Below are 16,967 nucleotides of genomic sequence, written 5' to 3'. Positions count from 1 at the left end.
CAATCCCTACTTTAAAAGCAATTATCATTTATTACATCGCAATTGAACACTTTCAGCGTAGTCAACGCTACGTCAGCCTTGCTAACGGATTATCGAAAGTTACGATTGGTTCAATAAAAATTAACTTTTTAAACAATTCCTACCATGAGTAAAGATCAGAAAAAAGAAAAAAGCACAAAAGAAAAATTACCATCCTCTTACCAAAAGGAAAAAGATTCGACGTCCAAGGAAACCACAGCAAATGTGTTTAGCAAGAAAAAGAAATAAACTTTTAAACGATATCAGCTTTTTATGGCTAGCTGCTATTCCTTTTGTTGTTGTCAACAACATGCGAGTTTCACCCAAAACTAAAAGGTTCCAAACAGATCTATAATAGTTGTTATGTTGCTTTATGGAAACCTTAGTAAGTTTTCCATAAAGCAACAAGAGGAATGTCAGTCCTTGTTATTTAAGTAAGTAACGCTTCCCCGCAACGAAAAATATAGTTTTTGGAAATCCCTGTTTTGCCGCTAATAGTTAGAACAGCTTATACATATGTCCATATTACGGAAATAACTAAAGACCCTATTTAGGAAGTATTGCTTCGTCTAATTATTCAAGCATTTGCGTAATGTATGAACCTAGGATCTGAATTACTTACACCTAACTTAAAATACAAAAACATTAGATCTTCAGTGATATTTATACGGCGTTCAGCTATAGCTTCTGATACGTACAGCGTAAAACATCGAATTGAAACTGAAAAAGATACTATTGGGATTGAAAGAGATACAAACAATGGGTCTATATTCTGTGTAGTATATGCAATTTATTGAGACTACAACTTGGATATAAAAGATACGAGGTGAACAAGCGTTTTCTATTTTAAAGTTGGTTAATTAAAATATATACTGAACAAATCGTGAGCAGTACTTTTCCGTCTGCCTCTAGTCTACCACAGCAAATACGCTATAAGATGATTGACGAAATATTTATTTATACAATACAAGCAGTTCGTTTGCGTCTTTACGTATGTTTTCTGGTATGAGTAGAGCAGGCATAGTAAAGCGTTACCACTCCACTGAGAAATATTTTTGAATTAATAAGTTTAAATTCGGTGCTATTTTTATATCCTTCAAATAATGACAATCCACCTCCGGCCACTACCGGATGGATACTTAACTGAAATTCATCAATTAAATTTAATTCCAATAATTGGATAATCAAGCTGCGACTGCCAACTAAGATGTCTTTTCCAGGTTGTTGTTTAAGTATTAGAATTTCTTCATCAAGATTGTGTTCGGCCAATTTTGCACTTTCCCAATTTACATGATCAAGCGTTCTTGAAAATACAAGTTTAGGAATATGGTCTATAACATGGGCAAAATGATCCATAGATTTTTCGCCTGATGGATTTTCTACCAAAGTCTTCCAAAATTCCATAAGCTGATACGTTACCCTTCCAAATAAAATCGCGTCAGAATTGCTAAGCAGTTCCGCATAATAATGATGCAATTCACCGTCAGGTATACCCACTGTATGATCGCATATTCCGTCAAGAGTAGTGTTAATTGCTGCAATTATTTTTCTCATGTTTCATACTTTTTAATTGGTTTAGTGATAAAATCAATTCTTTAATTAGTAGAATTTGGCAGATTAAGCTCCTTAACAACCTAAATTCCGTAACTAACCATATTAAGTATATAAAATTATGTAAATGTTTTGCAATCAACAGCATAAAAAATGCATTCGTAAATTCATCATGATATAATCCCCTTGCATTTGGGCAGAAAACAATAAGAACGTTTCATTTTTCTTCGTTTAGAAAATTTTATAAAGGAAGGTTCCATTAGTTTAAGTAAAGGTATCTATTCATTACTTCTAGGAATTCTTAAAAGGATTTTATTCACCAAATTCATTCCCAAAAAAACCGAATTTATTTAGGTTTATGTTAATCATCGTTCAATGGTTGTGAATAGCAGTTGCTAGAACCTAAGTTCTAGCCTTGTCAATCCTTTGGTTGTTTGCTATATTCAAAGAAATCTATTCACCAACCTTACCTATAGGTTATCGATTTATTTTTTATCCAAGCATGGTTGTTGAATTATTTAACGCAGTTTAAAAGCTTGAACTCCGCAAAGGAAAAGCGTGATGTTGAACAAGCATAGTAAATACTCACTAAAGTGCTGCCGCTTTTAATTTCTATCCGATTATGGGGCAATGTTAATTATCCGTTTTTCATAAGTTAACGCATATCTTCGCAACAATACTCCATCGGCATTATGTATTTCATAGCTGTTAATATTTCCCTGATCATCTCGGATCGCCTTAAGGTGATAACTGACGTAGTCTGGAAGATTATAGCTTCCAATTTCATTTTTACTAAATGCAAAATGCTCCATCACATGATGATAGGGTCTTGGGTCTGAACTTCTAGCCAAATGATCAGAAAAAATAGCAAAAGCCATTTGCACCTTATCTTCTTTAAATATTCCAGAACCACTTAAATAATTAATATCAATAAATGTAGAGCTACCAGCGCTATTGGTTATTTTTTTAAGGTTATTATTTACATCCCAATGGTACAGTCTGGTGGAAATACCATAGGATTTGTTTGCTGCATTGTAATTTACAGGGTACCTAGTTCCATTTAGTTTATAGTCAAGCAGTATATCATTTTCGTAGCTATATTCGAATATATAACCATAATTGTGTGCAGGAACTGTGTAAAGCACATCCATATCGACACGTGAAATTAAATCTTGATCAGTATAGGTTAAAGCAGATTTGTAGGTGATCGTCCCTATGTTAAACTCAAAGTACTTTATTTGATTCTTTTCATTGTATTCGAAAATTGACGCTCTAATCGCTCCTGCATTTGGGTACGTGAGCTGAATGGTTTTTACAAAGAAACCATACTCCCTTGGATCAGGACTATCTTTTTTGCTACAGGAGGTTATGATGGTAAAAAGAATGGATAAGATTAATAATAAAGTTGTTTTCATCGATTTATGGCTTTATTGGTTAATTTTCTGATGGATTGATTTTCCAAGCTAATCTTTGATTTCTAATAGCTGGATGACTTGGGCATAACTTTTAGTTCTCCAGAAGCTCCGCCATTTCTCCTGCGTTTGAGTTGATCCTGAAAGCTGCCTACCTGGAGGAATTAATACATATCGGAAACGGTTTCCCCGAATTGAACTGTATTCTGTATCCTGTAAATTCGCACCATTCAGGCTTTCTATTCCTATAAAAATTTGATAATTTGGAATAGCTGAATGCGAGACTGCCAAAGAATATCGCGCATTGCGAAAGGCATAATCAAATAGCACATTATGACTTGACCCAAAATTTCTTCCATATACCAACATCAGCCCACCTGCATTATAAAACAACTGTAAATTAGCATATCCCACAGCATTTAATATGGGTGTAGGTATGCTATGAGCCATGATTTTACGCGTTTCTGAGTTCGTATTATTCCAATTATAATCAACCCAGGTACTGGCAATTACATTGGCTGCACCTTTCAGGTTAATTGCTGATCCCCATACCAAAGCTATTTTAGGGCCAAAGAAATCTCCTGACATGCGGTTTAGGTAATAATCTCCTGGTGAACCTACACTTATTTCGGGATTTGTATTTCCGCTTAAGATTTTAGATCCAGCTGCACCAGTGGGTCCAGTGGATCCAGTAGGTCCTGTTGAACCTGCTGTTCCTGCTGCTCCAGTTGATCCAGTTGATCCTTTCAAAACCAATGGTATGCCCCAACCAATATTGGTTTTAGGACCATAGAGACTAGCTGCTGTTTTATCCAGGTACATATCCCCTAAATTTCCCAAAGTCCCTGCAGGAGCACCATTGCCACTACGTATTAACGTACCGTCTTTTCCTGGGATTCCGGGATCTCCCGTGTTACCTTTGGGCCCTTCATTTCCATCTTTACTGCAACTGGTTACCAGTGCTAGTATTACAAGAATTGCTTTTATTGTATAGGTTAACGATTTCATTTTTTAAGTTTTAAATTAGCCTTCAAATGTTTTTACTGCTTAATAAATTCTACCCTACGATTACTGGCCTTTCCTTCCAAGGTATGGTTTTGAGATACCGGTTCAGAAGCACCTTTCCCTTCGATAATAAGCCGCTTAGCATCTATATTATATACTTTTTCCAAGATCGTTTTGACCGCTGCAGCCCGTTTTCTGGACAGCTCCACATTCAGCTCTTGGTTACCATCAGTATCGGTATGTCCTATGATTTTAAGTTGAAGGTCTGATTGATCAAGCAGGATATCTGCCATTTCCTTAAGGATGCCAAAAGACTGAGGTTTGATGCTTGCAGATCCAACTTCGAAAAATATACCTGTTGTGCTGTATTTTCCAGTATTGATCAATTGACTTCGTGCATCTACCCCTGCTTCTGCGATCCGCAGGTTGCTCACGTAAAATCCATCTTTGGCTTCAGGGATAATGGGAGCTGCTCGAAAATGAAAATTATTCCTTAGCCTATTGGAATCAAAGGCTTTCGGAAGATCAAAAATTTTATTTTCATCCATGTAGAGCCGTATACGGGTATTTTGTACTGCTATACTCACATGGACAATCCTTCCTGCCATTTTATTTGCTGGCCACGATTGGGTAATTTCCCGTCCGGAATAAAGACTTGTAGAATAGCCAATGTTGTTTTTGATTGTTGCAGGAATATGAAAGTAAAAGAGCTTCTTATGTTGTATACTCGACTTAGCGGGGTTAGCCAGTTCCGTAAATCCAAACGTAATGGGAGGTCTAGTTGTCCCTTGCGGATAGTATAAGTCGAATTCTATGGTAAAATTTTCTGGTAAAGCAGTCTTTAACTCAGGAAAACTAATGCTATTATCGGGTATCTTTAACCAATTCCCTATTAGATGTTGGATTGTAACTAGCTCCCCTGAGCCGTTTGTATTCCATCGTGCAAGAAAATCGCCCTTTGCCTCCTGTTCAAAAGCATCCAAAAACAAAACGTGATCCCCAGGAATAAAATCAAATATGCTGGACTTACTCCTCATGGTCGATGAGCTATCTTGATCCAGAGAAGTTCCATCGATTCCTCTTTCTACTTTGTTAAGGACATTCTCAATGACGTTATCAGTTTTCTTTTCTATGCGGTGATTAACTTTCTGCTGGATTTTTTTTTCGATTCTTTTTAAGATTTGTGCGTAGCTTTTCGGTAGGCAAATAAGCAAACACAAAAGTAGAAGTAGCGTAGTTAAATAATTTTTCATGGTTTAGAATCCTCCAAATTTTCTGTTTAAATTCCAAATTCCAGTTAGCCTTATTCCTTAGTGCTATACAGGATATTGGTAAAATTAACTGGAAGTGAAGGTTCTGGATTGTAAAAAAGCCCAAATATTGATTTTGGAATTTTTTACAATAAATAATGCTAAACAGATGGTCTGCCTGTACTGCCTGCCAAGCTCGTCACATGCCCAGAAAGATTCTCTAAACTCCTATGGACTTGAGAGGGAGTATATCCATAAAAATGCTTGAATTCATGGATAAAGTGTGCTTGGTCAAAATAACCGTAACGATAGATAATTTCTTGCCAATCGGAACTTGCTGAATCCTTAAGGTATTTATTTACTAAATTAAAGCGGATTACCCTACTGAATGTTTTGGGAGATAAACCTACTTGCTCTTTAAAATGCTGTTCCAGGGAACTTTTAGACATATTGGAAAGGCTATACAAGTTCATAATGGGTAGATTCCCTTGGTGTTTAACGATTTCGTGGCAAGCATGGGCAATTTTATCCGTATTCAGGCTTGCATTGATTCTTAGTTGATCAATAAGCCAGTGTTCAAGTAGTGTTAATACCGTATCCGGATGGAGTGCATGATCTTCCATTTTCCTGCATAGGGCATGAATGTGATTGCCCAACAAATCCGAAATCAAGGTGCATTCGTTTAGCAGTAAGTTTTGAGGAATACCCAATAATTTAAATGCTCCAAAAGGCTTGAAAAGCACATAGATCATGGAAGCCGATGAGGTAGTGAGATGATGGTGACAATCCAATTGCCCAGTAAAATTAAAACGTACATTATAATATTTTTTACGTTCAGAATTATATAAAAAATGGTCCTCATCAAGAATAAAAGTAAGAACACCATAGCCTACTGGAAACAAATCCAATTCCATCTCCTGCCGTTGGTTTCCGACATTGGAATGCATATACACTTGAATATAGGGTTGCAGCAGAGGATGAGGTAGATAGACAATTGTATTCATAACGTAAATATACTTATTAATATTCAGGTCTATGATTGAAGTGTCCAGTCGTTGGATTGCTCTTTTTTTGGAAATTTGAAGTATTAATCCCTGCTTAAATGGTGATATAAAATCAAATAATAGAGTTGTCTTCCTTAAAACAGTGAATAATTACGATCCCTTATGGATTCTTCGGTAGGAAAATCCAAAATTACGAATCAATAAAAAAGGGAACGCTCTAAAAAATATAGGTTTATTATATCAGATAAAATTATGACCATCCTCATTTTAAAAACATTGCATTGCTTAACTACCAATAAATTTTCAAGACGTGTTTTTCAAGTTGCAAATTTTTCTTTTGATTCCTACCTGATTAAAATTCAATCGGGTAATACTTTTTATTTTTATCTACGTTAAATTTATTTAAATGGATTGCTGATTCTTGTGCAATCGGCAAGATGTCCGGTTGTTTAACAACCGAATTGGAAAACCTCACTCGGAACTCGTGGTTTTGATGGTTTAAGGTTTTTTTGTTGGTATAGTGAAGATGGAATGTGATGGAAAGGAAAAGTCAAAATAGAACCAGAATTGTTGGCATTCGGTTAACTGATGCGGAATTTAATACACTGGAACAGCGTTGGCGAGAGTCAACCAATAGGAAAATCAGCGATTATCTTCGTTCGGTTTTACTGAGTAAGCCAATCATCAAATCTTTCCGAAATAAGTCCATCGATGAGAGCATGATTATGCTCATTCAGCTGCGCAATGAGCTCAATGCCATTGGGGTCAACCTCAATCAGGCCGTTAAGAAACTTCATACCTTCCCTCCTCATGCAGATTTGAAGGCCTGGATGCTCAATCAACAGCTCCAAAACAAGATACTTTCCAATAAGTTAGTGGAGATTAAAACACTCATACAGAAAATGGGGGAAGCATGGTTGCTGTGATAAAAACCGGAAGTTCCATTCGCCGGATATTTCTTTACAATGAAAACAAAGTAGAGATCGGTGCAGCAACATGCCTGGCGGCCATAAACTACCCCATGGATGCTCATGAGATGACTTCTGCAATGCGCCTAAATAGGCTCATGCAGCAAGCGGCATTAAATAGCAAGGTAACTCGAAATAGCGTTCATATTTCCTTAAACTTCGACCCTACAGATAAAGATTTATCCGATGGCAGGTTAATTGAAATGGCTAAAGTATACATGCAAGGTATTGGGTTTTCCGATCAGCCATTTCTTATTTATAGGCACCTCGATGCCGCACATCCTCATATACATCTAGTGAGCACCAAGGTGCGCTCCGATGGGAGACGCATAGATATGCACAACATTGGGCGTAATGCCTCGGAAAAGGTAAGGTGTGTTATTGAGCAGCAATTTAATTTGGTTAATGCAAAAGACCATAGGCTGAAGATAGCGCATATGCCCAAGGCTGTAGAGGTGGCTAGAGTACAATATGGCCAGATAGAGACGCGGGGAGCCATTCAGAATGTGCTTGAAGAGGTATTGAATTCCTATAATTTTACCAGCCTTTCCCAGTTGAATGCCGTGCTCAGGCAGTTCAATGTAATGGCTGATCGAGGGAGTGAGCGTTCGAGGATTTTTAGGAATAATGGTTTGCTGTTTCGCATATTGAATGAGCATGGTCAAGCGGTTGGTGTGCCCATCAAGGCAAGTGCCTTTTACAATAGACCAACACTGGCTAAATTAAATCTTCTGTTTGCGCAAAATCAAGTAGATCGAAAACAGCTCAAAGCAAGAACCATACACGCCATTGATAAAGCCTTGCAAGGAAATGTTAAGGATATGGAAGAGCTTAAAATTAGGCTTCAGCAACAGGCGATTCACTTAGTTCTGCGAGAGAATTCAGATGGTTTGATTTACGGCTTGAGCTATGTAGATCATAAGAATCGGTGTGTTTTCAATGGTAGTGAGCTCGGAAAAATGTACAGCGCCAAAGGAATACTTGCGAAGTTTCATGTGCCAACAGTCAAAGTTCAGAACCTCTCGCTAAATCATAAAGCATACAAATTGATTAAAATAGATCGCATGACAACTAAGGGGTTTACCGTGGGTGATAAAATGATTAATCACTTCAGTGTTTTATCGCTTGCTAGAAACCCGCTTGAGATACTACAGCATACTCAGTCACCAGCAGATTATATTCCTTATGGTTTTAAAAAACGTAAGAAAAAACGGAAACAAAGGATTAGCAACTGACAGGTAGGGAATGCAAAAAAATAACGCTGTAATAGAACAGTCATCCATGTATAATTAATAAATCCACAATGGCGCTACAAACAGGAGAAAACGAACAGGCACTGCGAAAGATAGTCGACCTAACCCGATGGATAGCCATAGCACTACTCCTACTTCATTTCTATGCAATAGGATACAGTATTTTTAAGAGCTTGGGATGGTATCATCATTTTATTGATCGCATCATGCTGACTTTGCAGAGGACCGGAATATTCACTAACGAACTGACATGCAAGTTTTTGATACTTTTCTTTTTAGCGATATCCTTACTTGGGGCTAAAGGAAAAAAAGATGAAAAATTGAAGCTTCAAAAACCCATTCTTTACCTTTTTTTCGGACTAATTGGATATTTCATTAGCTATTGGGTTTGGTATATGCCTGCAAGCATAGAATTTCGACTGTATAGCTACATAGCGCTAACAAGCATAGTGTTTTTGTTATTCCTAACAGGCGGAACCTTGATCTCTAGAATTATTTACACCAAAATGGATAATCAAGATATATTTAATCAGCAGAATGAAACATTTCCCCAACAGGAAGAATGCTTGCAGAATGAATATTCCATCAACCTGCCCGCAACATACCAGCTGAAGAATAAATTTCGTAAAAGCTGGATCAATATCATCAACCCTTTCCGCGGAATATTGGTATTGGGAACACCTGGGTCTGGAAAAACATATTTCATCATTAGGCACATCATAACTCAGCATATTCAAAAAGGATTTTCCATGTTCATCTATGACTTCAAATTCGATGACCTAACCACCATTGCCTACAATCATTACCTCAAATACAATACCCTTCAGGGTGGACCCCTAAAATTTTACAGCATCAACTTCGACGATCTAAGCCGCTCAAACCGCTGCAACCCCCTAGATCCTAGCTCCATGTTCGATATAACAGATGCCGCCGAAAGTGCTCGAACCATTCTTTTAGGGTTAAATAGAGAGTGGATAAAACGCCAGGGTGATTTCTTCGTCGAGTCACCCATTAACTTTTTAACGGCCATCATTTGGTACCTGCGAAATTATCGTCAGGGAGAATATTGTACGCTTCCCCATGTGATAGAACTGCTGCAGTTAGACTACGATACCCTGTTCTCCATACTTCGCATAGAAAAGGAGATTGAAGTGCTCATTAATCCCTTCATAATGGCCTACTTGAATGATGCCATGGAACAACTGGAAGGACAGATCGCCTCAGCAAAGATTGCCCTGGCAAGACTCTCCTCACCGCAGCTTTATTACATCCTGTCGGGGAATGACTTTAAACTAGACATCAATAATCCCCATGAGCCCAAGATTGTGACCATGGGAAACAACCCCCAGAAAGTCCAAATCTACGGTGCCGTATTATCCTTATACATCAATAGACTCGTCAAACTAGTCAATCAAAAGGGTAAAATAAAGTCAAGCCTAATATTCGATGAGTTTCCAACCATTTATCTCAACAACATCGATAGCCTCATCGCTACAGCACGCGATAACCTCGTTTCAACAACCTTAGCCATTCAGGACCTTAGCCAGCTGCGCAAAGATTATGGGCGAGAGCAGTCCGATGTCATCATGAACATCTCTGGAAATGTAATCGCTGGACAGGTAAATGGAGATACCGCAAAACAACTTACTGAACGCTTCGGCAAGATTATGCAAGATAGGGAAAGCTATTCCCTGAGTAGCGCCGATACTTCCATCAGTCGTTCCAAGCAGCTTGAAAGTGCCATTCCTGCTTCCAAAATTTCGTCCCTGAGTTCTGGAGAATTTGTTGGAATGGTAGCCGATAACCCGAACAATAAGATAAACCTTAAAGCGTTCCATTGCTCCATAGTAAATGATCATCATAAATTAGAACATGAAATCCAGAACTATAAAAAGATGCCCATCATTCGCCAGATAACGCCTGACCAAGTAAACATAAATTACAATCAGATAAAGAAAGATATTCAAGAATTAGCTTTCCAGGAGATACAGCGAATTTTAAATACACCTACCCTAGCGCATATATTGATTAAGAAAAAGGATATTTCAAAATGATAAGAAAGAAATATTAAGAATAAAATGTCTTTTAATAGAAAAATTAGGGAACTTTCTATACCATAAGTCTAGAATAAGAATATATTTTAATAAAAGTAGTTACTATCCTTATATCAATGAAAGTAATCTAGCAAAGGAAGTTTATTTACCACCTAGTTTGAATATTTAATTTACATTGCATTATTTTAAGTAAATTTTAGCAGGAAACTCCAGCATACAAAACAGATTATAATATAATGCGGTTATACAAAAAGCCAAAGAGTCAAAGGTAAAAGTGAGAAGAAATAATATTCTAACAATCAAATACTTAGGTAGATAAATTATTTGACCTATAGCTCCTTTCCAATCTTGAAATTAAAATAAATTGAAAGATGATACCAACAATGTATCACAAGAAGTATCAATATCCATTTCTCATATTAATGAATTAGATTATTTTTAATATTGTAGGATTTAATTTTGGATTAGTTTTGAATCCTATACTTGTCAAGGATAAAGTTTAAAAACTTCTGGTATTTTATTTCGTTTGCTTTTTTTACAGGTATCCCAAATGAAAATCGGTTCTTTTTTCCATGATATTGAATGAGAATTTCAATAATAGAATTATCATTGGTCAAAGCTTCAGATGTGTGATTTAAAGTCATTAATTCTAATGCGTCGATGAAGGTTAGAATTTGATGGAATTCATCCGCTTCAAGGGATTTGTCAACTAAATAAAGATTATTGGTAATACATTTATTCAGACTTAAATCTCTTAATAAACTATCTTTTGTGAATTTAATTTTTGACCCCCCACAATTTGAAGTAATAAGATTCGTATCCATTATAAATTCACTATGGCTAACATTTTCTTTAGAACAGGAGATTATTCCTAAAATATTTAAAAGAGCGAAAATTAATAAAAATTTTATCATAATTTATTTACTTAAGTAATATGGTTACATATTAGTACGAGTATTTATTCAGGTTTGCTACATTTACGAATTGTATTAACCACCTTAAAATAGCTATTTTAACAATGCAGCTGCAAGCATGTTTTTATAAAGTGATGTGTACATATATCATCCAGAGATATGAGTTAGAAAATGTGATAATAATTAGTATCAACAAAAAATAAAGGGGTATTAAGTGAGTTAAGTAATCTGTTCGAAGTTAAAATACAGGGTGTTATAAAGGCTTTAGAAGAAAATCGTTTAATTGTTCACCAAAACGCCTTTTGAGCTAAAATTTAACTGCTGAAGTTATTGTATTGCCAGTTTACGTTTAAGGAGATATCCTTTGCAAAATAATAAAAAACTAAAACCTTGAATTGCCAACCATCCTGATAAGAATTCTCCGTGAATTGGGGTTTGTTTCTTGGAAGATTCAAATTTATTATTTCTTTTATGGGATTTAAAATCCTGCTTAAATTATCTAGCTCACCGATAAAATAAGTAATGATTTTATGAGGTTTCAAAATACGGCTAACGCAACTTCTCCCTTAAAAACTCTACCAAATGTTGATGTTTGATTCTAAATTTTTATAGGTTTCAACTGATAAAATACTTTATTTACAATTGAATTATTACCTAAATATTGAATACACAAAATTTAACAAGATTAATCAATACTGGAATCACAATACGACACCATTTTCCAAACCATTTAATTATTTTCTTGAACGATTGTTTGGGTAAATTGTTCTTATCATACATTAATTTCTTATTGTATGAAAACAACGAAAAAAAGCAACCATCAAAATCATTATCCTACTCCGCCATTTATAAAACAAAATCAATCTCCACCCGGGCAAACCAATAAAATGGATCCTCGTCCAGACCACGGGGAAGATACGTATCAAGGATCAAATTTATTACTCGGCAAAGTAGCCATCATCACCGGAGCCGACTCTGGAATAGGTAAAGCCGTAGCCATCGCGATGGCACGAGAAGGTGCTGATATAGTCATATGCTACAAGGATGATATCGAAGATGAAGATGCGCAGGATACGGAAAGTTATGTACTTCAAGCTGGGCGCCAAGCTATACTATTTAAAGGAGATATTAGAAAAGAGGAAATCTGTAAAAAAATTATACAATTAACGGTATCCAAATTTAAAAAAATTGATATTCTAGTCAATAATGCTGCATATCAAATGAGTCATAAAAACCTACAAGAGATTTCGGCTGAAGAGTGGAACATGACGTTTGAGGTAAATTTAAGTGCAATGTTTTATTTAATCAAACATGCACAACATTATATTCGCGAAGGTGGCAGCGTAATAAACACGACGTCAGTAAACGCCTATGCCCCAAACCCTACCCTAATTCCCTATGCCGCAAGCAAAGCTGCTATCCAAAATTTAACTTCTAATTTAGCTCAGAAGTTTCTGGAAGATGGAATTGGCATTCGCGTCAATGCGGTTGCTCCCGGTCCAGTTTGGACGCCCTTAATTCCGAGCACCATTTCGGATCATGAACATTTTGGAGAAAATACCCCATTGGGCAGACCCGCTCAGCCAGCTGAATTAGCACCAGTGTATGTGTTTTTAGCTTCCGAGGCAGCCTCTTATATTGCAGGTGCTACTATTCCTGTTACGGGAGGTCGCATAACAATTTAAAAGATATATTCGTAAAGACCGCGCTTCTAAAAAATTATTGTACCACGATAACAGGATTAAGCGCGGAGATGGCAGGGAAATCCAACATCGTACAGATCAATATTTGTCATTACCATCACGGATAGATAGCGCCAAAAGTGGAAAAAAGAATAGAACCTTCAAGACAATTAGTTGTTAATTTAAAAAAGGATTTTTATGAGAGCAATTTGGACGGGAGCTATTGGATTTGGATTAGTAAATATTCCAATTAAGATTTATAGCGCAACAAAATCGAGTAGTTTAGACCTCGATATGTTAGATCGAAAAGATCATTCCAATATCAAATTTAAACGGATAAATGAGAAAACAGGTAAAGAAGTTACTTGGGAAAATATCGTTAAAGGCTACTTTCTAAAAGATAAATACATTGTTTTAGAAGAGGCCGATTTCGAAGACGCCATGCCTGAGAAAAATAAGATGATCAATTTACAAACTTTCGTCAAATTTCAGGAAGTAGATAGCATTTATTTCGACACCCCATATTACCTTGAACCACAAAAAACCGGTGAGAAAGCATACAAACTATTGTTGAAAGCCTTGGAGAAATCAAAGACCGCTGGATTGGGTACCTTTGTCATGCGCAATGTCGAACACTTGATAATTATTAAACCTTACAAAAACATATTACTGCTCAACAAGTTACGCTTCAATGAAGAAATTCGAACTGTTACGGAAATAAAAAATAGTGATATGGTGCCTTTGACTAAGCAAGAAATGGATATGGCTTTGAAACTAATCAAAGCCAATAGTAAACCTTTTGAAATATCGTCTTATAAAAACGAATATAGCAAAGAGCTCTTAAAGATAATTAAGCAAAAGAGTAAAGGAAAGCGTGCAACCATTCGCCAAATCAATGTAGAAAATACCAAAGCATCTGATTTATTAGAAAAATTGAAAGCCAGTTTGGCTTAAAATTTCGTTAAGGCAAACTTAATATCAACTTTCAATTTAAAAATATCCATCCATGGGTCTGGTAGTGTTCTAATACGGTCAGGCAATGAATTGATATTGTAATCAGCGATGTGAATATCCTCATTTAGCTCTTCCCAGAAAATAGGTGTACTGACACTCGCCTTCGGCTTAGGACGAACCGAATATGGAGCTACTATTGTCTGACCTTGCCTATTTTGTAGATAGTCAAGATAAATGAGACCTTGGCGCTGTTTAACCCCACGGAATAAACTCGTTGTATCGGGATGTTGATCATGGACAAGCTGTGCGATGAATTGTATAAAATCTCTAACTACATTATAATCATATTGTTCATTGACATGCATAAATATATGAAAACCTGTAGATCCTGAAGTTTTTATAAATGCAGGAACATTTGCCTTATCCAATACTATTTTACAGGTTTTTGCAACAGCTTTAAGCTCATCAAAATCCATTCCGTTAGGATCTAAGTCCAAAACCCCAAATTTTGGCTTTTCTGGTGATTTATAACTAGATAACCAGGTATTAATTTCGATTGACCCCAAATTTGCGATGTAAAGGAGAGTTGCTAAATCGTTACATAAAAGATAATTCACACTCTCTTTACTTATTTTGGAAATAATGGGGACAGTTTTTATCCAGGAAGGTAACTGCTGCAATTCTACATTTTTCTGAAAGAAACTTGAGCCTTTTATTCCATTAGGGTATCGATGAAGTGAAACCGGCTTATTCTTAATATATGGTAATAGATACTTACCCATATGTTCATAATAGGCTAACATTTCACCTTTGCAAATTCCTTCCTTCGGCCAATATATCTTATTTTGATTGGTTATGGTTACTTTTTTTCTACCAATAGAAACAATTCGTTCCTTTTCTAAGAGCTTTGGAGAGATAAACTCTGTAGTCGATTCTTTACTCAATTTGTCCCTCCGTAATCCTTTATAAACGGGATGCCGTAATTGTCTATTATTTGTCCATTCAGAGTAATAAATTTCACAAACTAGTATTGGTTTTACCCAAGTTGCTTGGGACTCATTGGAAACCTTCACCCGCCTATCAAAAGGCTTTGACTCTATCTGGTGAAGCAATAATAATTGCTGTAGTTCCTTCAATTCAATTTCTGTAAATCCGCTACCACAATTTCCAATATAGCTCAGTTTTCCTTGTTCATAGGCTCCCAAAATTAGTGCACCAAAACCCGAACGTAAACCCTTCCCTTGTGTAAATCCACAAATGACGGCTGGCTGACTGTTTCTTATTTTATATTTCAACCAAGAGTTCGAACGCTGACCATCTACGTAGTTGCTATTGTTTCGTTTTGCAACAATCCCCTCCCATTGATTAGCTTCTGCAGTTGCCAAAATTACAGTACTTTTGGGGTCTAATGCTTCTACAAAAGAGAGGTGCTTTAACTTCGTTTTTTTCATCAGAAGTTGAAGTACTTCTTTTCGTTCTTTTAAAGGGTAAGATCGTAAGTTAATATCGTCTATTTCAAGAATATCAAAAATATAGTACCGCAAACTGAATGCTTTTGCTATAGGTTCCCCTTTTTGTAAACCTTGAAAATAGGCTTTCCCATTCGAATCCTCTAAAACAATTTCTCCGTCTAAAATACAATTTCTTAACAGTTTATTGAGCTCACGAATCAAAGTTGGAAACTTTTTATTTAAAAGATTTGCATTGCGGGAAAATAAATTTGTTCTACCAGATTTGCAAACTGCAAACGCCCGAAAACCGTCATATTTCTTTTCATAAATCCAATCATCAGTATCAGGAAGCTTAGCAACTAGCGTTGCTAACATTGGCCTTATTGCCTGATCTAAGACTCGCCAAGTGGTGTCAGATTTCCAACCCAGAGCTAGTTTTGAATTATGATCATACACTTTAAACTGCTTCGCTTGAGGAGCAAGATTCTCACCATTCAATTTTTCCAACTCATAAGGCTCATCGGTAGCATACTGATCTTGATGTTTTATTAACAACCAATTTTTACTCTCAGAGCTATTCATGCAAACCAAAACAAACTCGCCTTTTAACTGCTGACCATGCAGGCGAAATTTTATTGAACCCTTTTCTAGATGATCAAGAAAATCTTTCTCATTTTTATTCTCCACAAAATCATAATGACCCGTATCGAATATTTGTACGATACCTGCCCCGTAATTTCCTTTGGGTATAACCCCTTCGAATTGGGCATATTCAATTGGATGATCTTCGACTCGAACAGCTAACCGCTTATCATTTGGGTTTAAAGAAGGTCCTTTGGGAACTGCCCAGCTTTTTAACACACCATTTAACTCTAATCGAAAATCATAATGCAATCGACTAGCATGATGCCGCTGTACCACGAACTTCAAGACTTTTCCAGTACGCGCTCTCGAAATTCCTTTCGGCTCCTTTGTCTTTTTGAAATCACGTTTCTGATGATACGAATCAAGATTTGCCATAAGTTACTTTAAAACAATGCTGTGATTTAAATGTTTGTCACAAAAAACCAATACATTTAGGCAAACCAATAAGTCCCAAGATAATGTCATCCATGATTAATGGATCTTCACTTAACTAAGCTGACTTTAAAAACCCTACTGATAATTTAGTAACACAATAAGTACCTTGGATTCTCTTTAATAATAACTATCGACCACGAGTGAATTATTTTTCAAAATAATTAAAGTTTTGGGGATATTGAATTGCCTCTACCCCCAGGAACAATCCATGTATATAAAACAATAGATTAAATTTCAACCTAAAATGCCTGATGGTTAATTTCGAATTTTCCTACCAATTCATCAAGCCAACACGTTCAATTTGAGATGTTTTTTAAATTTTATTTTTTTTGATTAATTCAATAAACTCATCCTCTATAGAAGAAAATAAA

General features: G+C 36.1%; 13 protein-coding genes. 6 read left to right on the top strand and 7 right to left on the bottom strand.

What is annotated here, in order from left to right; genetic code table 11:
- Positions 1 to 144: 144 nt before the first annotated feature.
- Complete coding sequence (locus ACFRAE_RS08860) at positions 145 to 267, top strand: hypothetical protein (protein WP_422796786.1); 123 nt, start codon at positions 145 to 147, stop codon at positions 265 to 267.
- Positions 268 to 1,005: 738 nt separating this feature from the next.
- On the opposite strand, the gene ACFRAE_RS08855 is transcribed toward ACFRAE_RS08860, so the two are convergent.
- The 5 genes from ACFRAE_RS08855 to ACFRAE_RS08835 form a co-directional block, all read right to left on the bottom strand.
- Positions 1,006 to 1,572, bottom strand: coding sequence for a dihydrofolate reductase family protein (locus tag ACFRAE_RS08855; RefSeq protein WP_422796785.1), 567 nt, complete (start codon positions 1,570 to 1,572; stop codon positions 1,006 to 1,008).
- Between the two features lie 617 nt (positions 1,573 to 2,189).
- Positions 2,190 to 2,984, bottom strand: coding sequence for a hypothetical protein (locus ACFRAE_RS08850; RefSeq protein ID WP_422796784.1), 795 nt, complete (start codon positions 2,982 to 2,984; stop codon positions 2,190 to 2,192).
- Positions 2,985 to 3,032: 48 nt separating this feature from the next.
- Positions 3,033 to 3,989, bottom strand: coding sequence for a hypothetical protein (locus tag ACFRAE_RS08845; RefSeq protein WP_422796783.1), 957 nt, complete (start codon positions 3,987 to 3,989; stop codon positions 3,033 to 3,035).
- A 32-nt stretch (positions 3,990 to 4,021) separates the two neighbouring features.
- A complete protein-coding gene (locus tag ACFRAE_RS08840) occupies positions 4,022 to 5,239 on the bottom strand; it encodes an OmpA family protein (protein ID WP_422796782.1) in 1,218 nt (405 codons plus the stop codon).
- Between the two features lie 158 nt (positions 5,240 to 5,397).
- Positions 5,398 to 6,240: a helix-turn-helix domain-containing protein gene (locus ACFRAE_RS08835; RefSeq protein ID WP_422796781.1), complete on the bottom strand. Its 843-nt coding sequence runs from the start codon at positions 6,238 to 6,240 to the stop codon at positions 5,398 to 5,400.
- 536 nt (positions 6,241 to 6,776) lie between these two features.
- On the opposite strand from ACFRAE_RS08835, the gene ACFRAE_RS08830 reads away from it, so the two are divergent.
- The 3 genes from ACFRAE_RS08830 to mobC all read left to right on the top strand — a co-directional run bounded on the left by ACFRAE_RS08830 (position 6,777) and on the right by mobC (position 10,515).
- Positions 6,777 to 7,166, top strand: coding sequence for a plasmid mobilization protein (locus ACFRAE_RS08830; protein ID WP_422796780.1), 390 nt, complete (start codon positions 6,777 to 6,779; stop codon positions 7,164 to 7,166).
- A complete protein-coding gene (locus tag ACFRAE_RS08825) occupies positions 7,154 to 8,443 on the top strand; it encodes a relaxase/mobilization nuclease domain-containing protein (RefSeq protein ID WP_422796779.1) in 1,290 nt (429 codons plus the stop codon). The genes ACFRAE_RS08830 and ACFRAE_RS08825 overlap by 13 nt, the downstream gene beginning before the upstream one ends.
- 68 nt (positions 8,444 to 8,511) lie before the next feature.
- Positions 8,512 to 10,515 (top strand): conjugal transfer protein MobC, encoded by a 2,004-nt coding sequence (mobC, locus tag ACFRAE_RS08820; RefSeq protein WP_422796778.1) that lies wholly within the window; start codon positions 8,512 to 8,514, stop codon positions 10,513 to 10,515.
- Positions 10,516 to 10,979: 464 nt separating this feature from the next.
- On the opposite strand, the gene ACFRAE_RS08815 is transcribed toward mobC, so the two are convergent.
- Entirely contained in the window at positions 10,980 to 11,429 is a 450-nt protein-coding gene (locus ACFRAE_RS08815; RefSeq protein ID WP_422796777.1) for a hypothetical protein, read from the bottom strand.
- A 794-nt stretch (positions 11,430 to 12,223) separates the two neighbouring features.
- Here ACFRAE_RS08815 and ACFRAE_RS08810 point away from each other — a divergent pair.
- Positions 12,224 to 13,114 carry an SDR family oxidoreductase gene (locus ACFRAE_RS08810; protein ID WP_422796776.1) on the top strand — a complete coding sequence of 297 codons (891 nt, stop codon included), beginning with the start codon at positions 12,224 to 12,226 and terminating at the stop codon, positions 13,112 to 13,114.
- A gap of 195 nt (positions 13,115 to 13,309) precedes the next feature.
- Positions 13,310 to 14,065, top strand: coding sequence for a Ku protein (locus tag ACFRAE_RS08805; RefSeq protein WP_422796775.1), 756 nt, complete (start codon positions 13,310 to 13,312; stop codon positions 14,063 to 14,065).
- Here the strand turns inward: ACFRAE_RS08805 and ligD are convergent.
- Entirely contained in the window at positions 14,062 to 16,536 is a 2,475-nt protein-coding gene (gene ligD / locus ACFRAE_RS08800; protein ID WP_422796774.1) for a DNA ligase D, read from the bottom strand. The two genes, ACFRAE_RS08805 and ligD, sit on opposite strands and share 4 nt — an antisense overlap.
- Positions 16,537 to 16,967: the final 431 nt, after the last annotated feature.

Source organism: Sphingobacterium sp. HJSM2_6 (assembly GCF_049316305.1).
Taxonomy (GTDB): Bacteria; Bacteroidota; Bacteroidia; order Sphingobacteriales; family Sphingobacteriaceae; genus Sphingobacterium.
The sequence above is the reverse complement of the archived record's forward strand: the minus strand, read 5'-3'. Positions and strand labels throughout refer to the sequence as shown.